Consider the following 20,495-nt stretch of genomic DNA (forward strand, 5'->3'; position numbering starts at 1 on the left):
AGCGGGCTTGCCCGCGAATGCGGCCGATCAGTCACCCGATTCATTAACTGACCCACCGCTATCGCAGGCAAGCCAGCTCCCACAGTTGGACTGCGTTACACATCACGCACTCAAGAGTTTTCCGCTGCGAATCGGCGTGGCACCGGAGACCCGGCCCAGCGGGTCGCCCGGCTTCACGAAGCGCACATCGCGGCGCATGTACAACACACCGGTGGTCTGGCTGCTGACCGTGACGGTCTGGCCGCTGTGGGGGTCGACGATGTCGAACAGCGCCTGCCCCGCCTCGATGCGGCTGCCAACCGCCGCGCGGTGCACCAGCACCCCGGCACTCGGCGCGTAAAACTGCTCGCTGCCGGCCAGTGGCGTGGCCGGGCTGCGCAGCGCCGGCAGCGGGCGCGGCGTGTCTTCGATAGCGCCCAGGTGAGTCAGGTAATCGATGATGGCCGTGGCGTCGTGCTCGGCCAGTTCATAGGACACATCGCGCTGGCCCCGGTGTTCCACCGTCACCGCGATGCTGCTGTCCGGAATCGGGAAACGCTCGCCGAAGCGCTCGCGCAAGTTGACCCACAACAGGTACAGCGCTTCATCGAACGAGTTGGCCTGTGAGTCGGTGGCGAGCAAGGTGGCTTCGGCGCCGATATAGCGCGCCAACGGCTCGATGGTCGGCCACACCGCTTCGCCGGTGTACAGGTGCATCGCCGCTTCGCGGGAGCAATGCAGGTCCAGCACGATATCGGCGTCGTGGGCCAGCAGCATCAGGGTCTGTTGCAGCGACTGGTATTCATCCATCGGCTGGGCGGCGCGCAGGCATTCGCCCCAGGCCTGGCGGATCAGCTCGCGGTTGGCGTGGATGTCCTGACCGAGCCGATGCTCCACCTTATCGGCGATGGCCTGATACGGCACCGGGAAACCCCGGTTGTAGTTGCGCCCGCTGCCCAGTTCGAAGCGCCCGCTGGGCGCCCCCATGATGTACTGGCCCAGACCGGTCGGGTTGGCCACCGCCACCAGCACCACCTGCGCGTTCAGGCGGCCGGCATTTTCCAGCGCCGCCAGTTGCCGACGCAGGTGCGCGGCCACCAGCATGGCCGGGGTTTCATCGGCATGCAGCGCAGCCTGAATATAGATTTTTCGACCTGCACCCGCCGCGCCGTAATGCTCACTGTCCACATACCTGTGGGTGCCCGGTGTCGCTTGCAGCAAAGGGTGTTGATTAAGTTTCATAAACCGGAAATCTCGATATTCGAGTGATGGACCTTGAGAAAAATACTAACGAGACCGGGTGATCGTCCGTAAGGGCGGCTACAGCTATCTCGATCTGATAATCCGATCAGTGTGGGAGCGGGCAAGCCCGCTCCCGCAGCGGTCAATTACCAGAGCGCCAGGGTGTACCCCAGCAGCACGCGGTTCTCGTTGACGTCGTTGTAGAAGTTGCCCTTGGCCAGGGCGTTGCGCCAACGCATCGACACACCTTTGAACGGGCCGTTCTGCACCACGTAGCTGATGTCCAGGTCACGTTCCCATTCACGGCCTTCGCCATTGAAACCGACGACTTCGGCCGAATCACCCTTGGCGTATTTCACCCCGAACAGCAGACCCGGCAGGCCCAGGTCGGCAAAGTTGTACTCGTAGCGCGCGTGCCAGGCTTGTTCCTTGGTCTGGGTGAAGTTGCTGAACTGGTACTCGGTGAACAGGTAGGTGATGGACCCGTCCAGGTAGGTGAACGGCGTGGTGCCGAACTGGCGCTGGAAGCCGCCGCCGAGGCTGTGCCCGCCGTACTGGTAGGTCAACCGGGTACTCAGCGCACGGTTGTCGACATCGCCCGCCAGGCCCGCACCGTCCTTGTCGGCCTTGAAGTAACGCACATCGGTTTTCAGTGTGCCGGGGCCCAGGCCGAAGCTGTTCTTGAAGCCGCCGTATTGCTGGTGGTAGATGCTGTCCAGTTGCGCATAGTGGTAACTGAGCAAGGTGTTGGGGGTCAGCGAGTAGTCGCCGCCGGCGAAGCGGAACTGGTCGCTCAGGGCCGTGCTTTTGTAGACCTTGCTGACAGTGGTCAGCTTCATGTCTTCGTAGTTGGTGGAGTCGCGGTCCTTGGCCTGGTCAAGCTGGCCGAGGCTGAGCTTGAGGTTCGTGATGTCGTTGGACACCAGTTGGGTACCGCTGAACGACTGCGGGAACAGCCGGCTGGTATTGGGTTGCAGGGTCGGCAAATCCGGCACCAGGTAGCCCACGCGCAACTCACTCTTGGCCAGGCGCGCCTTGGCGGTCACACCGAGCTTGGAGTAGTTGTCAGAGGCACGCTTGTCGCTGTCGCGTTGCAGCAGACCGGTGCCGGACTTGTCCGGGCTGGAGTCGAGTTTCAAGCCGAGCATGCCGATGGCGTCCAGGCCGAAGCCCACGGTGCCCTCGGTGAATCCGGACTTGATGCCTAGCAGAAAGCCCTGGGCCCATTCGGCCCGCACCGACTGGCTGGCCTCTTCGCGGTAGTCACGATTGAAGTAGTAGTTCTTCAATTCCAGGGTGCCGCTGCTGTCCTTGATGAAGTCGGCCTGGGCGGCGAACGGGACCATCCCGCTGCTCACGACGCCGACGCCGGTGATGAGTTGAGTCAGGGTTTTTTTCATTTTTTTAGCTCCTGGCAGTTGGGGGTTGGGGGGTGTTTTTATTGTTCTTCGGGCATGGCTTCGCCGTTCGCGCAAATCCGGGATTTGCGCGGCGGGTGAAGTCAGTCCTGGGTTACAGCGCTAGCGGCACGGGGCCCTGGCGGATGCGGTAGCCACCGTTTTCAAGTTTCTCCAAGGGGCTGGCGGCGGCCAGCAGCTTGCGGGTGTAGGGGTGTTGCGGGCGGTCGAAGATCTCGTCGCGAGCGCCCATTTCCACCACCTTGCCCTCGCTCATCACCGCGACCCGGTGTGCGATACGCTCCACCGCCGCCAGATCGTGAGAGATAAACAGGCAGGCAAAGCCGTACTGGGCCTGCAAGCGTTCGAACAGCTCCAGAATCTGCTTCTGGATGGTCATGTCCAGCGCCGAAATCGGCTCATCGGCAATCACCAATCGCGGGTGGCGCACCAGGGCGCGGCCAATGGCGACACGCTGGCGCTGACCGCCGGAAAGCTGATGGGGGAAGCGGTCGACGAATTGCTCGGCCAGGCCGATATCCAGCAGGGTTTTCGCCACCCGCTCACGCTTCTGTTCCGCAGTCATGCCGGGGACGTGACGCAAGGGCTCGGCGAGGATATCGCCGATCTTCATGCGCGGGTCGAGGGACGAGTACGGGTCCTGGAAAATCATCTGGCATTGCAGGCGATGCTCACGGTTGCCGGACTTGAGAATGTCCACGCCTTCGAACTCGATGGCGCCGGCACAGGCTTTGTTCAGGCCGACTATCGCCCGGCCCAGGGTGGTCTTGCCCGAACCGCTGCCGCCCACCAGCGCCAGGGTTTCCCCCGGTGCGATGGTCAGGTTGGCCGAATGCACCACGCGCTTGAACGCGGTGCGTCCCCACAGGCTGCGCGGCCCCGGGTGTTCGATGCACACGTCCTTGACGCTCAGCAAAGGCCGCTCGGCCTGGGGCAATGGTGTCAGCTCACCCCGACGCGGCAAGGCTTCCAGCAGTTGCCGGGTGTACTCGGCCTTGGGCGCCAGCAGGATCTGTTCGATGCTGCCCTGCTCCACCGCGCGGCCTTCGCGCATCACCACCACCTTGTCGGCATAACGCGCTACCAGCGACAGGTCATGGCTGATAAACAGAATCGCCGTGCCCTGCTCGCGGGTCAGATCGAGCATCAGCTTCAACACGTCCAGTTGCGCCAGGCAATCGAGCGCGGTGGTCGGTTCGTCGGCGATCAGCAGCGCCGGACGCAACAGCATTACCGAGGCGAGCATGATGCGTTGGCGCATGCCGCCGGAGAACTCATGGGGAAACGCCGCCAGGCAACGCTCGGCGTCCTTGATGCCGATATGGCCGAGCATCTCCAGGCTGCGCTCGCGGATCTGCGCCTCCGTCATTTGGGTATGCAGGCGCAGGCCCTCGGCCATCTGCTCGCCGATGCTCATGGACGGGTTGAGCGAGACCATCGGCTCCTGGAACACCATGCCGATCTTCGCGCCACGCAGTGCGCGCAGTTGCTCGGGCTGGAGTGCATTGAGGTCATGGCCCTGGAACCGCACCTGGCCACCGCAGTGTTCCAGCGGCGGTGGCAACAGGCCGATGGCGGCGCGGGCGGCCATGGTCTTGCCGCTGCCCGACTCCCCCACCAGCGCGACGATTTCACCGGGGGCAATGGTGAAGCTCAGGTCATTGACCGCCAGCGGGCCGTGGGAACCGATGCGGATTTTCAGGTGATCGACGGCCAACAGTACGTCAGTCATGGTCATTTACTCATCCGTGGGTCAAGGCGGTCGCGCAAGGCGTCGCCACACAGGTTGAAGGCCAGCAACGCCATGGCGATGCAGACACCGGGAAACAGCCCCAGCCAGCTGGCCGTGGCGATGTACGGCCGGCTGGCCGCGAGCATGTTGCCCCAGGTCGCCGCCGGTGGCGGTACGCCCAGCCCCAGGAAGCTCAGGGAGCTTTCCGCGAGGATCGCCCAGCCGAACATGCTGGTAGCCAGCACGCACACTGGCGCCACACAGTTCGGCGCGATGTGGCGCAGCATGGTGTACAGCTCCGAATTGCCGATCACCCGCGAGGCCTCGACGAACTCTTTTTCACGCAGCGACAACACCGTGCCGCGCACCACCCGTACCACCGATGGCGTGTAGGCCAGGCTCAGGGCGAAGACGATGCCGTACAGGCTCGGGCCGATGATCGCCATCAGGCCCAGGGCCAAGAGGATGCCGGGGAACGCCAGCAGCGCGTCGTTGACCATCATCAGGCCACGGTCGACCCAGCCGCGCAGGAAGCCGGAGAGCAAACCGAGAAAAGTGCCGGCGACAATCGCCATGCTCACAGTCAACACACTCACCCACAGGCTGGTGTGCGCGCCGATCATCAGGCGGCTCAATACATCGCGGCCATATTCATCGGTGCCCAGCCAGTGCGCAGCGGTAGGCGCCTGCAACCGCGCCAGCAGGTTCAGCGCCAGCGGATCGTGGGGTGTCCATACCAGGCCGACGGCGGCCATGGTCAACAGCAAGGCCAGCAGGAACGCACCGATCAGCGCATTCAACGGCGGCACACGCCAGGCCCTGGGGGCACGCCCCGGTGCGGGCAACAGCACCTCGGGTGCAACAGGAAGCGGCTTATTCATAACTTAACCCTGGGGTCGAAGAGCGGGTACAGCAGGTCCACCAACAGGTTGACCAGCACATAGACAAAGGTCACCAGCAGCAGGCAGCCTTGCAGCACCGGATAGTCCCGGGCATAGATGGCGTCGACCATCAGGCGACCGATGCCCGGCAGGGTGAACACGGTTTCGAGCACCGCGATGCCGCTGAGCAGGTTGCCAAGGATCAGGCCGATCAGGGTCAGGGTCGGGGCGAACGAATTGCGTAGCGCATGGCGCCACAACACGGCGCGTTCCGACAGGCCCTTGGCGCGGGCATGGGTGATGTACTCCAGGCGCAGCACTTCAATCGCGCTGGCCCGGGCCATGCGGGTAATCGCGCCAAGCTCCACCAGGGTCAGGGTGACAATCGGCAGCACCACAAAACTCAGGGCCTGCCACGGCGCCTGGCCGAACGACACATACCCCACCACCGGCAGCCAGCCCAGTTTGATGCCGAATGCATAGAGCAACAGCAGGCCCAGCCAGAAGCTCGGGATCGACAGCAACAGCGTGGCGGTAGAGACCACGCCGAAGTCCATCGCACTGTCCTGCTTCCACGCCGCGAGCAAGCCCGCCGGCACCGCGATCAAGGCCGCCAGCAACACCGAGACCAGCACAATCCCGGCACTGACCTGGAAACGATCCAGGATCAGCGGCAGCACCGCCTCGTTGGTGGTGATCGAATGCCCGAGGTCACCGCTGAGCACCGCCTTGAGCCAGATCACGAACTGCACCGGCAACGGCTGGTCCAGGCCCAGGGAGGCTCGCGCCACTTCCAGGCTGTGGGCGTCGGCCATATCGCCGAGCATCAGCAACGCCGGGTCACCCGGGACCAGGCGGATGATCGCGAAGACCATCAGCGAGATCAGCAGCAAGGTCGGAACCGACATCGCCAGGCGTTGGGAGATAAAACGAAACATCCTCAATTGCTCCCGGAAGCGGGGACGCTGACGGTCCACAGGCGTGGCTTGGACACCGGCCAGGTGCGCAGGCCCTTGACGTAGTCACGGCTGGCGGCGATGGCGTTGCCGTTGTACATCGGGATCATCGGCACGTCCTTGATCATCTGCCGATGCAGTTGATCGAACAGCGCCTGACGCTTGTTCACGTCGCCTTCGCGCTGGGCTTCACGCAACCATTCGCGCGCCTGGGGGTTGTCCCAGACCTTGCGGGTTTCCTTGTCCTTGTCGCCGGTCATCGAGTCGAAACTCAGCGCCGGGTCCAGGCGCTCGGAGTACGGGAACGCCATCATCTGGTAGTTGCCGCTCTGGTAGCGCTCCAGCTGGGTGCCCCACTCCAGGGTTTCCAGCTCCAGGTTGATGCCGCTGGCCTTGGCCATGGCTTGCACGAACACGCCCATGTCGAAGATCGCCGCGTAGCGCTTGTTGACGATCAGCTTGATCGGCTCCCCCTTGTAGCCAGCTTCGCGCAGCAATTGCGCGGTCTTGGCCGGGTCGAAGGCAAACCCCAGGTCCTCGACGGCGGTGTGGTAATGGCTGCCACTGGCGACCATCGAGTTGTTGGCCCTGGAACGGCCGCCGGTGAGGGCTTCGACGATTTGCGCGGAGTCCAGGGCATGGGCGATGGCCTGGCGCAGGCGCACGTCCTTGAGCAACGGATCGCGGGTCTGGAACAGCAAGGCATTGACCGACATGGTGCCGCTGGAGGTCACCCGCACATTCGAATGGGCCGCCAGTTCAGTGGCGTCCAGTGGGGTGACGTCGATCAGCAGGTCAACGTTCTTCGACAGCAATGCCGCCTTGGCCGCCGCCGGGTCCGGGATCACCAGCAGGCGCACACGGTCGAGCGTGGTGGTTTTGTTGCCGGTATAGCCGTCGGGGTCTTTTTCATCGCGGGCGGTGTAGCCGGCATTGCGCAACAGCTCTACATATTGACCGGGCTTCCAGTCGCCCAGGCGGAACGGGCCGGTGCCGACCGGAGCTTTCCAGCTGCCGTCGGCGTTGAGCGAGTCCGGGCTCAGGATGCCGCTGCCGCCGCATTCAGGCAGCGCGGTGCTGGTGAGGAACAGACCGTTGGGCTTGTCGAGGGTGAACACCACGGTCAGTGGGTCCGGGGCGCTCATGTCGACGATCTTCGCGCCGCCATGGCCATCGAATTCAGGTGCGCAGCGCCATTGGGTCTTGGGGTCTAGGAAGCGCTTCCAGGTCCATAGCACCTCGGCGGAGGTCAGCGGCTGACCGTTCTGGAACTTCACCCCGTCGCGCAGATGAAAGGTATAGCGCAAGCCGTCGTCGGACACCTGCACGTCCTTGGCGAGCAAAGGGCCGACGGTAGCGTCTTCACGGAAGGCCACCAGCCCTTCGGTGATGTGCATGATCACCGCATCGGAGTTGGTGTCACGGTTCACACCCGGGTCGGTGCTGCGGATGTCGGCATTGAGCGCCACCTTCAATACACTTTCTGCGTGGGCAGTGCCCATCAGCGCCGCAGACAAGGCGCCTGCCAGGATTAAAGTCTTGTTCATGATAAATGCACCTTAAATGATCCTTACGCTTGGGTTCGGACGCTGGCAGGACCCAAAGAAAGGCACGGCCGAACACCTGGATAGTTGTTGTTGTTTTAGTCGCCGTCACGGTTGGCGAATGTTCCTGGACCGATCTTATGCCCGGTCCGGCAAGCTTGAGAAGAACGCTCCAGGTGATCAGGCTCGGCTTTTCCGATCACCTGCCAAGCATCCTCCGCCCTGCCCCCAGCCTACCGAAAAATCAGGCCCGGGCGGCGTTTGCAGGCGTTCAAAAATAATGAACCTGATCGATAAAACCGATCTGTGCGCACCAGGAGCCATCAGATAAGCTGGCCGGTATTCAAGGGTTCAATCGATTCCAAACGAGGCCGTCGTCCATGACTCTCACCCATCTGCGTGCGTTCTGCGCCGTGGTCGAAAAAGGCAGTTTCCGCTCGGCGGCTCGTCAGCTGGATGTGGCGCAAAGCACCCTGACCCAGTCGATCCAGAGCCTGGAAAAGGAACTGGGCGTAGTGCTGCTGCAGCGCTCCAACCAGGGCATCAACCTGACCGCCGCCGGTGAGGTGTTCCTGGTACGCGCGCGCTCCATCACCCTCGACTGCGAACGCGCGGTACTCGACCTGCAACCCTGGAAAGGCGAACCCGAAGGCCATATCGACCTGGGTGTCACCTCCGAGCCCCTGGCCGAACTGCTGGTGCCGGTGCTGAGCAACTTCACCCAACGCTTCCCGCGCATCCAGGTGCACGTCGCCAGCGGCACCACCAAGGGCCTGGTGGAAAAAGTCCGCGATGGCCGCCTGGATTTCGTGCTGTGCCCGCTGGCGCCGAACGTCACCGACATCGACCTGTCCATCGACCGCCTCTACAGCTCCAGCGCCGGCATCATTGCGCGCAAGGGCCACCCGTTGGCCCAGGCCAGGTCGGTCCAGGAACTGGTGGACTGCCAATGGATCAGCGTGCGCTCCACCGGCGTGATCGGCGGTGCGGAAAACCGCCTGGTCCAGCTGTTCCGCACCCAGGGCCTGGCGCCGCCGAAGATCGCGATCACCACCGATTCGCTGTTGGAAACCCTGCACATCGTCTCGGAAACCGACTACCTGACCATCGAACCGCGCATGCTGCCGGGCATGAAACTGTTTTCCAGCGCACTCACCACCATCGCCATCGACGAGCCGCTGGCACCGCGTGATGTGTGCTTGATCAGCCGCCGCTCCGCGCCCCTTACCGGGGTCAGCCAGGAGCTGACCAGCATGCTGATTTCCTACTCCCGGCTGGTGCACCGCAGCCGTTGAGCCACCCTACCCGCGAGCCCCTTCATGCCTCCGATTTCCTATGACGGTTTGCCCCGCGCCAGCGCCAGCAGCGTGGGTGTGGACCCCGACCGCCTGATTGCCTTTCTCGACGAGGTCAAGGCCGCCGGCCTCGACCTGCACGGTTTCATGCTGCACCGCCATGGCCATGTGGTCGCCGAAGGCTGGACCTGGCCGGTGGACCCCAACGAGCCCCGCGTGCTGCACTCCATGGCCAAGAGCTTCACCGGTTGCGCCATCGGCCTGGCCATCGACGAAGGCTTGCTCAGGCTTGATGACCGGTTGGTGAGCTTCTTTCCCGACGACGTGCCGCCCGACGCCGACCCGCGCCTGGCCGACATGACCGTCGAACACCTGCTGACCATGCGCACCGGCCACGCCAGCAACACCTCCGGCTCGGTGTGGCGCGGCATCGCCACTAGCTGGATCGCCGAGTTCTTCAAGATTCCCCTGGCCTATGCGCCCGGCACCGAATACGTCTACACCAGCGCGGCCAGCTATATGCTCTCGGCGCTGATCAACCGCGTCACCGGGCAAACCCTGCACCAGTACCTCAAGCCGCGCCTGTTCCAGCCGCTGGCCATTCACAACGAAACCTGGGATATCGGCCCCGACGGGGTGAATCCCGGCGGCAACGGCCTTACGGCGCCGGTGTCGGCGGCGCTCAAGCTGGCGGTGCTGCACGCACAAAATGGCGTTTGGGAAGGCCGACAAGTCCTGCCGGCGGCCTGGGTCGAGGCCGCGACCCAGCCCCAGGGTGGGCCCGACAGCCGTTACGGCTACCACTGGATGATGAAACCGCGCCCGGCGTTCAGCGCCCTGGGGGTATTCGTGCAAATGGCAGCGGTGTACCGCGAACAGAACGCAACCCTGGTCCTGGTGGGCGGCATGAAGAACTCGGCTGAAATCGTGCCGTTTATCGAGCGGTATTTCCCTGCGGTGTTGGGTGCTGACCCGTGCATCAACCCCGAGGCCGATGCCCGGCTGGAGCGGCGCCTGGCAAGCATGGCCGAGCGTCCGGCATTGGTCTCGGCCTGTGCCGCACCTGGGGATTCGACACGGGTATTCACGATGGCGCCGAACAGCCTGGGCGTGCAGCAATTGTCGTTCGACGTTGCTGGCGATGTGCTGACCTTCGCACTCACCGACGAACACACCACCCACCGCGTGCAAGTGGGCATCGAGCACTGGCTCAGCGGCCTCACCAGCCTGCCGGGCCGGGCGTTGCACCATGGCTATGAATTCCACGATGCGCAGATCGTCGCCGGTGCACGCTGGTTGGATGCCCAAACATTGGAAATGACCTGGATCTACCCGCAGACCGCGTTCCGGGATCGGGTGGTGTGCGTGTTTGAAGGCGATGGCGTGAGCTTCGCCCGCACTGTCAACGTCAACAGTGCGGAGCGCGAGCAGGCAGTATTAACAGGCACAACACCGAACTGAATGTGGGAGCGGCGGTTCGACGCTTCGACTTGCCCGCTCCCACAGATCGCAAGGCATCACCTTCCTCTGTGGGAGCTGGCTTGCCTGCGATGGGGCCCCTGAGACATCCACATGCCTCGAGTCAGAACAGCGCGCGGGTATACGTCAGATACAACCGGTTTTCATCCAGGTCCCGCTGGGTGGCCACAGTGCTGCGCAGCATCGCGTTGCGCCATTGCACGGCAAACCCGGTGAGGGCCTTGCTCTGGAACGCGTAGGTCAGCATCACGTCACGCTCCCACTCGTGCTGCCGGCCCTGGTCGGACTTGATATCACCGCCGCGCTGGTAGACCACTTGGGAGGTCAACCCCGGAACCCCCACCGTGGCGAAGTTGAACGCGTGTTGCGCCACCCAGGTGTTCTCCCCGGCGCGCTGGAAGCGTGCGCCGGTCTGGCGATCGGTGATCAGGTAGGTGGCCGAACCGTCGCCCTGGTTGAGGAACGGAAAGTCGCTGGAACCGTTGAGATGCTGGTAGCCCAGGCTCACCGCATGACCGCCCAGGCTGTAGGTGAACAGCCCCGCCAGCACGCGGTTATCCACTTCGCCATTGTTGTGGTAGCCGGTGCTGCGATAGCCCTCGGCACGTCCGGCGGCACTGCCATTGCGGCCGTCCGATGAGCTGTCGAAAAAGCGCAGGTCGCTTTTGAGGCTGCCCACCGGCAAGGTCAGGGTGTGGACCAGGCCGACGAAGTGTTGCTGGTAAAAGTCTTCAAGGTCACCGTAGTAGTACTGCAACAGCAGGTTCGGGCGCAGCGTGTAATCCACACCGGCGTAGTAGAACTGGTTGCTGCGCTTGCCTGCCGGGCCGCCGGCACCGCTGATGGCGAGGTCTTCGTTGTTGGACGAATTGCGGCTTTTCACGCCGCTCAGGCGCCCGCCGATCAGGGTGAAGTTGTCAAAGTCTTTGGAGGTGGCCTGCCAGCCCTGAAAGGTTTCCGGCAACAGGCGGCCATCGTTGTAGACCACCACCGGCAGCCTTGGCATCAGGGTGCCCACTTTCAGTTCGGTCTTGGCCACCCGCATTTTGCCGGTCAGCCCGAGGCTGCTGAAGTCACTCACTGCGCGCCCATCGCTGTCGGTGGGGAACACGAACCCGCCCTGGGTCACGCTGTTGGGGTTGCCATGGGTGCCGCGCCCGGAGTCCAGGCGGATGCCGAGCATGCCCAGCGCATCCACGCCAAAACCCACCGGCCCCTGGGTGTAGCCGGAATTGACGTTGAGGATAAAACCCTGGCCCCACTCCTCCAGCCTGGATGGCTGGGCCGGGCCGCTGCGGTTGTCCTGGTTGAAGTAGACGTTGCGCGCCTCGAGCTTGGCGTGGGCGTCATCGAGGAAGCCTTCAGCCTGGGCCACAGTGCTGACGGCGAGCAAAACGCAGGCGCACGCAGGCGCCGCTTGGAATACGGAAGTTTTCATGAGGGTGTACCCGTTGGCTTTTATTGTTGTGTGGGGTGAAGCAATAACGCCGATCAACGGTGGGAGCAGGCAAGCCAGCTCCCACAAGGGTTGGGGTGTCAGGTGGGGAGTACGGTGACCTCAGGCGCCGGCTTTTTTTCGGTCATGAATTGCAGCGAGAAGATCGCAATCGAACCGAACAGCGCCGGAATCGCCAGCACCAGGAAGAACACCGACGGCTGGCCCAGTTGCGCGATCAGCCACGCGCCCAGCACCGAACCGATGATCGAGCCCACCCGGCCGTTGGCCATGGCCCAGCTCACCCCCGTGGCCCGGGCGGCGGTCGGGTAAATGCTGGCGGACAGCAGGTTCAAGCCGTTCTGCGCCCCAGCGACGCCAAAGCCGACCATGAACACCGTGAGCCCCAGCCAGAACGCATCCGCCAGCGCAAAGCCGATCAGCGCGATCACCAGCGCCGCCCCCAGGTAGGCCAGGCCCAGCACGCGGTAAGGGCTGACGCGGTCCATCAGCAACGCCAGCAGGATCGCGCCCACCGTGCCGCCCAGCGGCACCATCGCACCGATTCGCGCGGCGGCGGCGATGTCGTAGCCGGCGTCCTTGAGGATGCTCGGCAGCCAGCTGGTCAGGAGGTAGAACACAAACAGTGAACAGAAAAACGTGCCCCACAACAGCACGGTGCGCAGGGCGCGGTTTTCGATGAACAGTTGCGAGATCGGCGAACGCACCGCCACCGGGCTTTGCGGCTCGACGAAGGTGACATCGTGCAGGTCCTTGCGTCCGGTGATCTTGCCCATCACCTTGCGCAGCGTATCGGCATGCCGCGGGTGAGCGGCCATGAAGCGCACCGACTCCGGCAGCAACCAGGCCAGCAACGGCAGCAACAGCAAAGGCACGATCCCGCCGATCATCAGTACGCCGCGCCAGCCGAACGCCGGAATGATCTGGCTAGCCACCGCACCACCGAGCGCAAGACCGGTGGTGAAACCGCTGTAGCTCAAGGTGACCATGATCATCCGGCGCCGGGCCGGCGAGTACTCGGAACTCAAGGTGATGCACGTCGGCATTGCCCCGCCCAGGCCGATGCCGGTGAGAAAGCGCAGCGCGGTGAGCATCTCGATGGACGTGGAATACGCCGAGGCCAGGGTGCCAATGCCAAAGATCAGCACCGACGCCAGCAGCACCTTCTTGCGCCCGTAGGCATCGGCCACCGGGCCGAAGATAAACGCGCCGACCATCAGGCCGAACAGCCCGGCGCCGAAGGCCGGGGACAGTTGCGCCGCTTGCAGGCCCCACTCCTGGCGCAGGGCCGGGGCGATGTAGCCGATGACGGCGGTGTCGAAACCGTCCACCAGCACCACCAGGAAGCACAGGAGCAGCACCATGATCTGGTAGCCGGAGATCCTGTTGTTATCGATTGTCGCGCCGATGTTGGCAGTCTTGCTGTTCATCAATGTTCCCCTGTTTTTGGATTTGTCTTGGGGTGAATCAAGTGCACTGCAAAAGCATGTTTCAGGTTAAAAATGCGGTCCCCTGTGGGAGCTGGCTTGCCTGCGATAGCGGTGTGTCATTCAATGCTTTTCTGGCAGGTATATCGCCATCGCGGGCAAGTCGAATCGTCGCACCGCCGCTCCCACATTGGGTTCTCCACCAGCAGGTGAAATCAGCGGTTCAGCAGGTCGAGTGCGACGTCGACGATCATGTCCTCCTGGCCGCCCACCATGCGGCGTTTGCCCAGTTCCACCAGAATGTCCACGGCCTTGAGGTCGTAGCGCCGGGCGGCGACTTCGGCATGGCGCAGAAAGCTCGAATACACCCCGGCATAACCCAGGGCCAGGGTCTCGCGGTCGACGCGCACCGGGCGATCCTGCAGCGGGCGCACGATGTCGTCGGCGGCGTCCATCAGCGCGTAGAGGTCGGTGCCGTGGTTCCAGCCCATGCGGTCGGCAGCGGCGATGAACACCTCCAGCGGCGCATTGCCGGCACCGGCGCCCATGCCGGCGAGGCTGGCGTCGATGCGGTCGCAGCCCTCCTCCACGGCGACGATGGAGTTGGCAACGCCCAGCGACAGGTTATGGTGGGCATGCATGCCGGTTTCGGTCTCGGGCTTGAGCACGGCCTTCACCGCACGGAAGCGCTCGCGGATATCGTGCATGCCCATGGCCCCGCCGGAGTCCACCACGTAGATGCAGGTGGCGCCGTAGCTCTCCATTTTCTTTGCTTCGACAGCCAGGTTCTGCGGGCTGGTCAGGTGGCTCATCATCAGGAAGCCCACGGTGTCCATGCCCAGGGTGCGCGCGTACTCGATGTGCTGGCGCGCGCAGTCGGCCTCGGTGCAATGGGTCGCGACCCGCACCACCCGCGCTCCGGCGTTGTACGCGGCCTTGAGGTCGTGCACGGTGCCGATGCCCGGCAGCAACAGGGTGGCGACCTTGGCGTGGCTGATCACATCGCTGACCGCCTCGATCCACTCAAGGTCGGTATGGGCGCCAAACCCGTAATTGAAGCTGGAGCCTTGCAGCCCGTCGCCGTGGGCCACTTCAATGGAATCGACACGGGCCTTGTCCAGGGCACGGGCGATGGTTTGCACGTTGTCGAGGGAATACTGGTGACGCACGGCATGGCTGCCGTCCCGCAGGGTCACGTCGCTGATATACAGCTTCTTGCCAGGGTTGAAGATCATGGTCGGGGCCTCACAAAGCCTGCGCCATGCGCTCGGCGGTGGCCAGCGCGGCGGAGGTCATGATGTCGAGATTGCCGGCGTAGGCCGGCAGGTAATGGGCGGCGCCTTCGACTTCGAGGAACACCGTGGTCTTCAAACCGCTGAAACGGCCCAGCCCGGGAATGTTCAAGGGTGCCTCGGGCGCGATCACTTCGAACTGCACCTTCTGCTTCAGGCGATAGCCCGGCACATAGGCAGTGACCGCATTGGCCATGTCTTCGATGGAGGCTTCCACCTCCGCCTGATCCGCCGCCTCCGACAACACGTACACCGTGTCGCGCATCATCAGTGGCGGTTCGGCCGGGTTGAGCACGATGATCGCCTTGCCCTTGCCCGCGCCGCCTACCGCCTCGATGGCCTGGGCGGTGGTTTCGGTGAATTCGTCGATGTTTGCCCGGGTGCCGGGGCCGGCGGATCTGCTGCTGATGGACGCGATGATCTCCGCGTAATGCACCTTGGCCACCCGGGACACCGCCGCCACCATCGGAATGGTCGCCTGGCCACCGCACGTGACCATGTTCACGTTGAGCGCTGCCAGGTTGGTGTCCAGGTTCACCACCGGCACGCAGTACGGCCCGATGGCCGCCGGCGTCAGGTCGATCACGCGGATGCCCGGTTTGTGCTGGCGCAGCAGTGCATCGTTGGCCACATGGGCGGTGGCCGAGGTGGCGTCGAAGACAATATCGATGCCGGCAAACTCGGGCATGCGCACCAGCCCCTCGACGCCCGCGTGGGTGGTGCCCACGCCCAGGCGTCGCGCCCGCTCCAGGCCGTCGGAGGCGGCATCGATGCCCACCATCACCGCCATCTGCAACTGCTGGCCATGACGCAGGATCTTGATCATCAGGTCGGTGCCAATGTTGCCCGAGCCGATGATTGCGACGTTCTTCTTGTGTGTGTTCATGTCAGCGCCCCAGGGCCTTGGCGGTTTTGCCGGCGATCCCGAACTGGGTCTTCGGCACTTCGGTGATGATCACCCGCACAGACTCTCGCGGGGCCTGGATCGATGCGACCGCAGCCTCGGTCAATGCTTCGATCAACCGCGCCTTCTGTTCGTCGTCGCGGCCTTCCATCAGATAAACCTGCATGATCGGCATGGTGCTTTCCTCACTCGGACTTGGCGGCAAAACGCATGGAAACGCTGCCCAGGTGCTGGTAGCGCACGGTGATCTGGTCGCCCGCCTGCACCGCGATGGCTTCGGTCACGCCGCCCGTCATGATGAAGGTGCCGGCGGGCAGTTCCTTGCCCTGGCTGGCGAGCATATTGGCGAGCATCGCCACGCTTTGCGCCGGGTGGCCGAGGACGGCGGCACCGGCGGCGGTGGCGACCACTTCACCGTTCTTTTCCATCACCACGCCCAGGCACTTGAGGTCGATGCCCAGCGGGCTGCGGGCCTGGCCACCGGTGACGAAGCGCGCGGACGAGGTGTTGTCGGCGATCACGCTCTTGAGGTCGAAGCGGAAGTTTTCATAACGCGAGTCGATCACTTCCACCGCCGGCAAAATGAAGTCGGTAGCCGCCAGCACATCCCCCACGTGCACGCCCGGTCCTTTGAGCGGGTGCTTGAGCACAAAGGCGATTTCGGCTTCGACCTTGGGGTGGATCAGCGTGTCGACGTCGATCACCGAACCGTCGGCGCAGGAACCGTAGTCGGTGATAAAGCCGTGGATCGGCTCGGTGACGCCCATCTGCTTCATCTTGGCAAAGGACGTCAGGCCCATCTTCAGGCCGACGATGCGCACGCCCCGCGCCTCCTTGTTGGCGCGAATGGCGTTCTGGATCGCGTAGGCGTCTTCCCAGTCCATGTCCGGGTGGGCATCGGTGATCTTGGCCACGGCTTCACGATTGAGCTCGGCGTTTTCCAAATGGATGGCCAGTTCGGCGATGGTTGCGGCTGACAGGTTCATGGGGTTGTCCTTCAAACAAATCGGATGGAAGCCGAGCCGATACCGCCCAGGCTCATGCGCAACTGGTCGCCGGGCTGCACCGGAACCATGGCGGCCAGGGACCCGGACAGGATCACCTCGCCTTTCTTCAACGGGATGCCCAGGCGCCCCAGGGTATTGGCCAGCCACACCACTGCATTCGCCGGGTGACCAAGGGCTGCCGCACCGGCGCCGGTGGCGACGATTTCGCCGTTCTTTTCCAGGGTCATGCCCACGCACGCCAGGTCGATCTCACGCGGGTCGGCCACGCCGTCGCCAAGCACGAACGCGGCGGCCGAGGCGTTGTCGGCGACGGTGTCCTGGATTTTTATTTTCCAGTCCTTGATCCGCGAATCGACGATTTCGAAGCACGGCATCACATACGCCGTCGCGCGCAGCACATCGGCCACAGTCACGCCGGGACCGACCAGGTCCTGCTTGAGCACAAAGGCGATCTCGCCTTCGGCCTTGGGCGCGATGAAGTCAGCGCAGGCCAGTGCGGCACCGTCGTTGACCAGCATGTCGCTGAGCAGATGACCGAAGTCGGGCTGGTCCACGCCGAGCATGTCCATCACCACCTGGCTGGTGACGCCGATCTTCTTGCCGATCACGGTCTGCCCGGCGTCGAGGCGCGGTTGCAGCATGGCCAGCTGGATCTGGTAGGCGTCGGCCACGGTCAAGTCGGGGCATTGCTCGGTGAGCGGCGCCAGGGGTTTGTGTTCGGTGAGCGCCTGGTGCAACTGCGCGCCGAGGTGGTTGAGATGTGTCATGGCGGACCTCACAGACGGATGCACACGTTGCGCAGTTCGGTGTAGAACTCCAGGGAATGCACCCCGCCTTCGCGGCCGATGCCGGATTGCTTGGCGCCACCGAACGCGGTGCGCAGGTCGCGCAGGAACCACGAATTGATCCAGCAGATGCCTACGTCCAGCGCGGCGCCCAGGCGGTGGGCGACTTGCAGGTCGGTGGTCCACACACTGGCGGCCAGGCCGTAAGGCGTGTCGTTGACCCGGCGCACCACCTCGTCTTCGTCGTCGAACGGCGCGATGTGGCAGCACGGGCCGAAGATTTCTTCACGGATCACCGCGGAGTCTTCAGGCAAGCCGGTCCAGATAGTCGGCTGCACCCAGGCGCCTTCGGCCAATTCGGCGGGCATGTCCGGGATGCCGCCGCCGGTGACGACGGTGGCGCCGTCTTTGACCGCTTGCGCGTAATAGCTCAACACCTTCTGGCGGTGCCCCACGGAAACCAGCGGGCCCATGGTGACGCCGGGGGCGTTCGGCGCGCCGACCTGGATGGCTTCGGCACGCGCCTTGAGGGCGGCGACAAACGCGTCGAACACCGGCCGTTGCACATACACGCGCTCGGTGCCCAGGCACACCTGGCCGCTGTTTTCGAACACCGCGCGGGCGATGCCGGCCACGGCCTTGTCCAGATCGGCGTCGGCGAAAATCACCCCGGCATTCTTGCCGCCCAACTCCAGCGACACCGGGCGAACGCCCTTGGACGCAGCTTTCATGATGGCCTCGCCGGTACCGGTTTCGCCGGTAAAGGTGATGCCGTCGACGTCTTTGTGCTCGGTGAGGAAGGCCCCCGCCGAGTGCTCGCCAAAACCATGCACCACGTTGTAAACGCCCGCCGGCACACCGGCATCGCGCATCACTTCACCGAGCAAGGTGGCGGTGGCCGGGGTTTCTTCCGAGGGTTTGACCACCACGGTGTTGCCGCAGGCCAGGGCCGGGCCGACTTTCCAGGTCATCAGCAGCAACGGCAGGTTCCATGGGCAGATCACTCCGATCACGCCGCGCGGGTTGCGTACCGCGTAGTTGACGGCCTTGCCGCCGTCGGGGGTGTCCATGGTGAAGCTTTCGGTGGGCACGTTGCGGATCAGGTCGGCAAACACCTTGAAGTTGGCCGCGCCACGGGGGATGTCCAGGTGGCTGGCCAGCGCATGGGGTTTGCCGGTGTCGGCCACTTCGGCGGCGACGAATTCTTCGGCGCGCTGTTCGATACCGTCGGCCACCTTGTGCAGCAGCGCGGTGCGCTGGGCGATGGTCATCTTGCCCCAAGGGCCGTTCAGCGCAGCGCGGGCCGCCTTGACCGCCGCGTCGACTTGCTCGCGGCCGGCCTCGTGAACCTGGCCGATCAGGCTATTGTCGGCGGGGTTGCGGTTGTCGAAGGTACGTACGCCCTCGACCCATTGGTTGTCGATGAAGTTGTGAAAATGCTTGGTCATGGTTGGCGCTCTTCTCTTGTTATCAGGTTCAGCTCGGCATCGCCGGCGGTGAGGTAGTCCCACATGCGTTCGAAAATCCGCCCGCTGTTGGTGGCTCGACGGCTGGCTTCGTCGAGGCTCAGCAGCGGTGCGTGGTCGGCGACTCCGGCGGCCAGCAGTTGCAACTCGATGCGGGCGGCGTCCTCCAGGTAGAACACCAGGGTCAGCGCCTCCACCAGGGAGCCGCCGACCACGATGGCGCCGTTGCCGCGCATCACCAGGGCCCGGGACCGGCCCAATTGCTCGGCCAGGGCGGCGGCCTGTGGGTCATCGCGCAGCAATTGCGGGTCATCCCACAGCGGTACGCCGTCCTTGAAATACGCGCCCATGCCGTGACGCAACCGTGGGGCAAGCCCGGCGCAGGACAGGCTCATCACCTGCATCGGCATGCAGCGGATCACCGCATTGACATCGGGCCGACGCTGGTAAATCTGCTGGTGGATGCGCACTTCACCCAACACCCCTTCCGGCAGCGGGCCGTGCACCGGCACCACAGTGCCGGGCTCGCCGGGTAGGATCAGGCCCATGGGCCTGGCGGCGCAGACCAGAAAGTGCCCGGCATCCAGGCGCACACTGCAATGGCCGTAGGCGTGTACAAAACCCGCGTTGGCCAGGGCACGCGCGGCCACGCGCACTTCGGCTTCCTGGCTGACGCGGCTCATGACTTGAACTCCGGAATGTCCGGCTTCGAACCCCAGGCACAGAACGAGCTGGTGACCAGCGGAAATTGCCGGGGCTGATGGGTGGCTTCGTCTTGCGCAGCGATGTGGCTGACGCCGGTGGAGTATTCGTAGGTCATGCCGTCCGGCCCTTCGAAGTACAGGAACATCGCCCCGGACGTCGGGTGGCGGCCCGGCCCGAACAGAATCCTGATCCCGCGCTCCTTGAGGAAGTACCAGGCACGCATCACGTCATCGATACTTTCCACCTGGTGGTTGATGTGCTGCACGCCGGCGTGGCTGGAGGGGAATAGCGCGATCTTGTGGTGCACCTCGTCGATGCGCAGCAACGGCGCTTCACCAATGCGGTCACTGACCCGGGCGTTGGCCAGGGTGGTCCAGAAGGCTTCGTCGCGTTTGGCGTCGGTGGTGCGCAGGCCGATATGGCTGAAGCCGGTGATGCCTGCATCGCGGCTGGCGAAGTAACGGCTGCCGCTGGCATGGGGGCGCAGCACCAATTCGATGTTATTGCCGCTGGGGTCGCGAAACTGAATCAGCTCGTTGACGTGGCGCACCTCGGCGGTTTCGCGGCTGCCATGGCGCACGGCGAAGCCGTTGTCTTCGAGCAATTGGGCGGCGTGGTCGAGTTCGTTCCAGCTGGTGACTTCGAAGGCAGTGGTGGTTTCCCGTGGATCGCCTTCGTAGTAGCACAGGGTGTGGTCGCGACTGTCGGAGCGAAAATAGATCGCACCGTTGGCCTCGCGCGCCACTTGCAGGCCGAGCATCTGCGTGGCGTACAGCTTGGCCTGGGCAAGGTCCGCGGTGCCCAGGCGCACGTAGCGGATGTCATGCAGGTTGATCATGAGGGTGCCTCTTGGTTTTATTCTTGTCTGGACACAATCCTCGCCGTGGGGCACAAATAGCAGAAGCGAATTCTGGTTATTCAATCTAT

The 20,495-nt window shown here is 64.0% G+C and carries 18 protein-coding genes; 2 read left to right on the top strand and 16 right to left on the bottom strand.

Going from position 1 to position 20,495, the window contains the following annotated elements; translation table 11 throughout:
- Positions 1-102: 102 nt before the first annotated feature.
- The 6 genes from ACW9IN_RS22275 to ACW9IN_RS22300 form a co-directional block, all read right to left on the bottom strand.
- On the bottom strand, positions 103-1,221 hold the full coding sequence (locus ACW9IN_RS22275) for a succinylglutamate desuccinylase/aspartoacylase family protein (protein ID WP_457367831.1): 1,119 nt from the start codon (positions 1,219-1,221) through the stop codon (positions 103-105).
- 146 nt (positions 1,222-1,367) lie between these two features.
- Complete coding sequence (locus ACW9IN_RS22280; RefSeq protein ID WP_457367832.1) at positions 1,368-2,621, bottom strand: OprD family porin; 1,254 nt, start codon at positions 2,619-2,621, stop codon at positions 1,368-1,370.
- 112 nt (positions 2,622-2,733) lie between these two features.
- Complete coding sequence (locus tag ACW9IN_RS22285; protein WP_457367833.1) at positions 2,734-4,377, bottom strand: ABC transporter ATP-binding protein; 1,644 nt, start codon at positions 4,375-4,377, stop codon at positions 2,734-2,736.
- Positions 4,374-5,252 (bottom strand): ABC transporter permease, encoded by an 879-nt coding sequence (locus ACW9IN_RS22290; RefSeq protein ID WP_457367834.1) that lies wholly within the window; start codon positions 5,250-5,252, stop codon positions 4,374-4,376. The genes ACW9IN_RS22285 and ACW9IN_RS22290 overlap by 4 nt, the downstream gene beginning before the upstream one ends.
- On the bottom strand, positions 5,249-6,190 hold the full coding sequence (locus ACW9IN_RS22295) for an ABC transporter permease (protein WP_457367835.1): 942 nt from the start codon (positions 6,188-6,190) through the stop codon (positions 5,249-5,251). Before ACW9IN_RS22295 ends, ACW9IN_RS22290 begins: the two co-directional genes overlap by 4 nt.
- 2 nt (positions 6,191-6,192) lie before the next feature.
- On the bottom strand, positions 6,193-7,755 hold the full coding sequence (locus ACW9IN_RS22300) for an ABC transporter substrate-binding protein (RefSeq protein ID WP_457367836.1): 1,563 nt from the start codon (positions 7,753-7,755) through the stop codon (positions 6,193-6,195).
- Positions 7,756-8,132: 377 nt separating this feature from the next.
- Between ACW9IN_RS22300 and ACW9IN_RS22305 the strand changes: the two genes are divergently transcribed.
- Together ACW9IN_RS22305 and ACW9IN_RS22310 are read left to right on the top strand one after the other, a co-directional pair.
- Entirely contained in the window at positions 8,133-9,047 is a 915-nt protein-coding gene (locus ACW9IN_RS22305) for a LysR substrate-binding domain-containing protein (protein ID WP_457367837.1), read from the top strand.
- 24 nt (positions 9,048-9,071) lie between these two features.
- A complete protein-coding gene (locus ACW9IN_RS22310; protein WP_457367838.1) occupies positions 9,072-10,508 on the top strand; it encodes a serine hydrolase domain-containing protein in 1,437 nt (478 codons plus the stop codon).
- Positions 10,509-10,629: 121 nt separating this feature from the next.
- On the opposite strand, the gene ACW9IN_RS22315 is transcribed toward ACW9IN_RS22310, so the two are convergent.
- The 10 genes from ACW9IN_RS22315 to ACW9IN_RS22360 all read right to left on the bottom strand — a co-directional run bounded on the left by ACW9IN_RS22315 (position 10,630) and on the right by ACW9IN_RS22360 (position 20,406).
- Positions 10,630-11,964, bottom strand: coding sequence for an OprD family porin (locus ACW9IN_RS22315; RefSeq protein ID WP_457367839.1), 1,335 nt, complete (start codon positions 11,962-11,964; stop codon positions 10,630-10,632).
- 98 nt (positions 11,965-12,062) lie between these two features.
- On the bottom strand, positions 12,063-13,412 hold the full coding sequence (locus tag ACW9IN_RS22320; RefSeq protein WP_457367840.1) for an MFS transporter: 1,350 nt from the start codon (positions 13,410-13,412) through the stop codon (positions 12,063-12,065).
- A gap of 212 nt (positions 13,413-13,624) precedes the next feature.
- Positions 13,625-14,644: a 4-hydroxy-2-oxovalerate aldolase gene (dmpG, locus tag ACW9IN_RS22325; protein ID WP_457367841.1), complete on the bottom strand. Its 1,020-nt coding sequence runs from the start codon at positions 14,642-14,644 to the stop codon at positions 13,625-13,627.
- A 10-nt stretch (positions 14,645-14,654) separates the two neighbouring features.
- Positions 14,655-15,587, bottom strand: coding sequence for an acetaldehyde dehydrogenase (acetylating) (locus ACW9IN_RS22330; protein ID WP_457367842.1), 933 nt, complete (start codon positions 15,585-15,587; stop codon positions 14,655-14,657).
- Position 15,588: 1 nt separating this feature from the next.
- A complete protein-coding gene (locus ACW9IN_RS22335) occupies positions 15,589-15,780 on the bottom strand; it encodes a 2-hydroxymuconate tautomerase (protein WP_457367843.1) in 192 nt (63 codons plus the stop codon).
- 10 nt (positions 15,781-15,790) lie between these two features.
- Positions 15,791-16,591, bottom strand: coding sequence for a 2-oxo-3-hexenedioate decarboxylase (dmpH, locus tag ACW9IN_RS22340; protein ID WP_457367844.1), 801 nt, complete (start codon positions 16,589-16,591; stop codon positions 15,791-15,793).
- An 11-nt stretch (positions 16,592-16,602) separates the two neighbouring features.
- The gene (gene dmpE, locus ACW9IN_RS22345; RefSeq protein WP_457367845.1) at positions 16,603-17,379 is read right to left on the bottom strand and encodes a 2-oxopent-4-enoate hydratase; all 777 of its coding nucleotides are present in this window, start codon (positions 17,377-17,379) and stop codon (positions 16,603-16,605) included.
- Between the two features lie 8 nt (positions 17,380-17,387).
- A complete protein-coding gene (locus ACW9IN_RS22350) occupies positions 17,388-18,845 on the bottom strand; it encodes a 2-hydroxymuconic semialdehyde dehydrogenase (RefSeq protein ID WP_457367846.1) in 1,458 nt (485 codons plus the stop codon).
- Positions 18,842-19,546, bottom strand: a complete 705-nt coding sequence (locus tag ACW9IN_RS22355; RefSeq protein WP_457367847.1) for a class II aldolase/adducin family protein — start codon at positions 19,544-19,546, stop codon at positions 18,842-18,844. Before ACW9IN_RS22355 ends, ACW9IN_RS22350 begins: the two co-directional genes overlap by 4 nt.
- Positions 19,543-20,406, bottom strand: a complete 864-nt coding sequence (locus ACW9IN_RS22360; RefSeq protein WP_457367848.1) for a VOC family protein — start codon at positions 20,404-20,406, stop codon at positions 19,543-19,545. The genes ACW9IN_RS22355 and ACW9IN_RS22360 overlap by 4 nt, the downstream gene beginning before the upstream one ends.
- Positions 20,407-20,495: the final 89 nt, after the last annotated feature.

The sequence above is a fragment of the Pseudomonas sp. SDO5271_S396 genome (genome assembly GCF_054071795.1).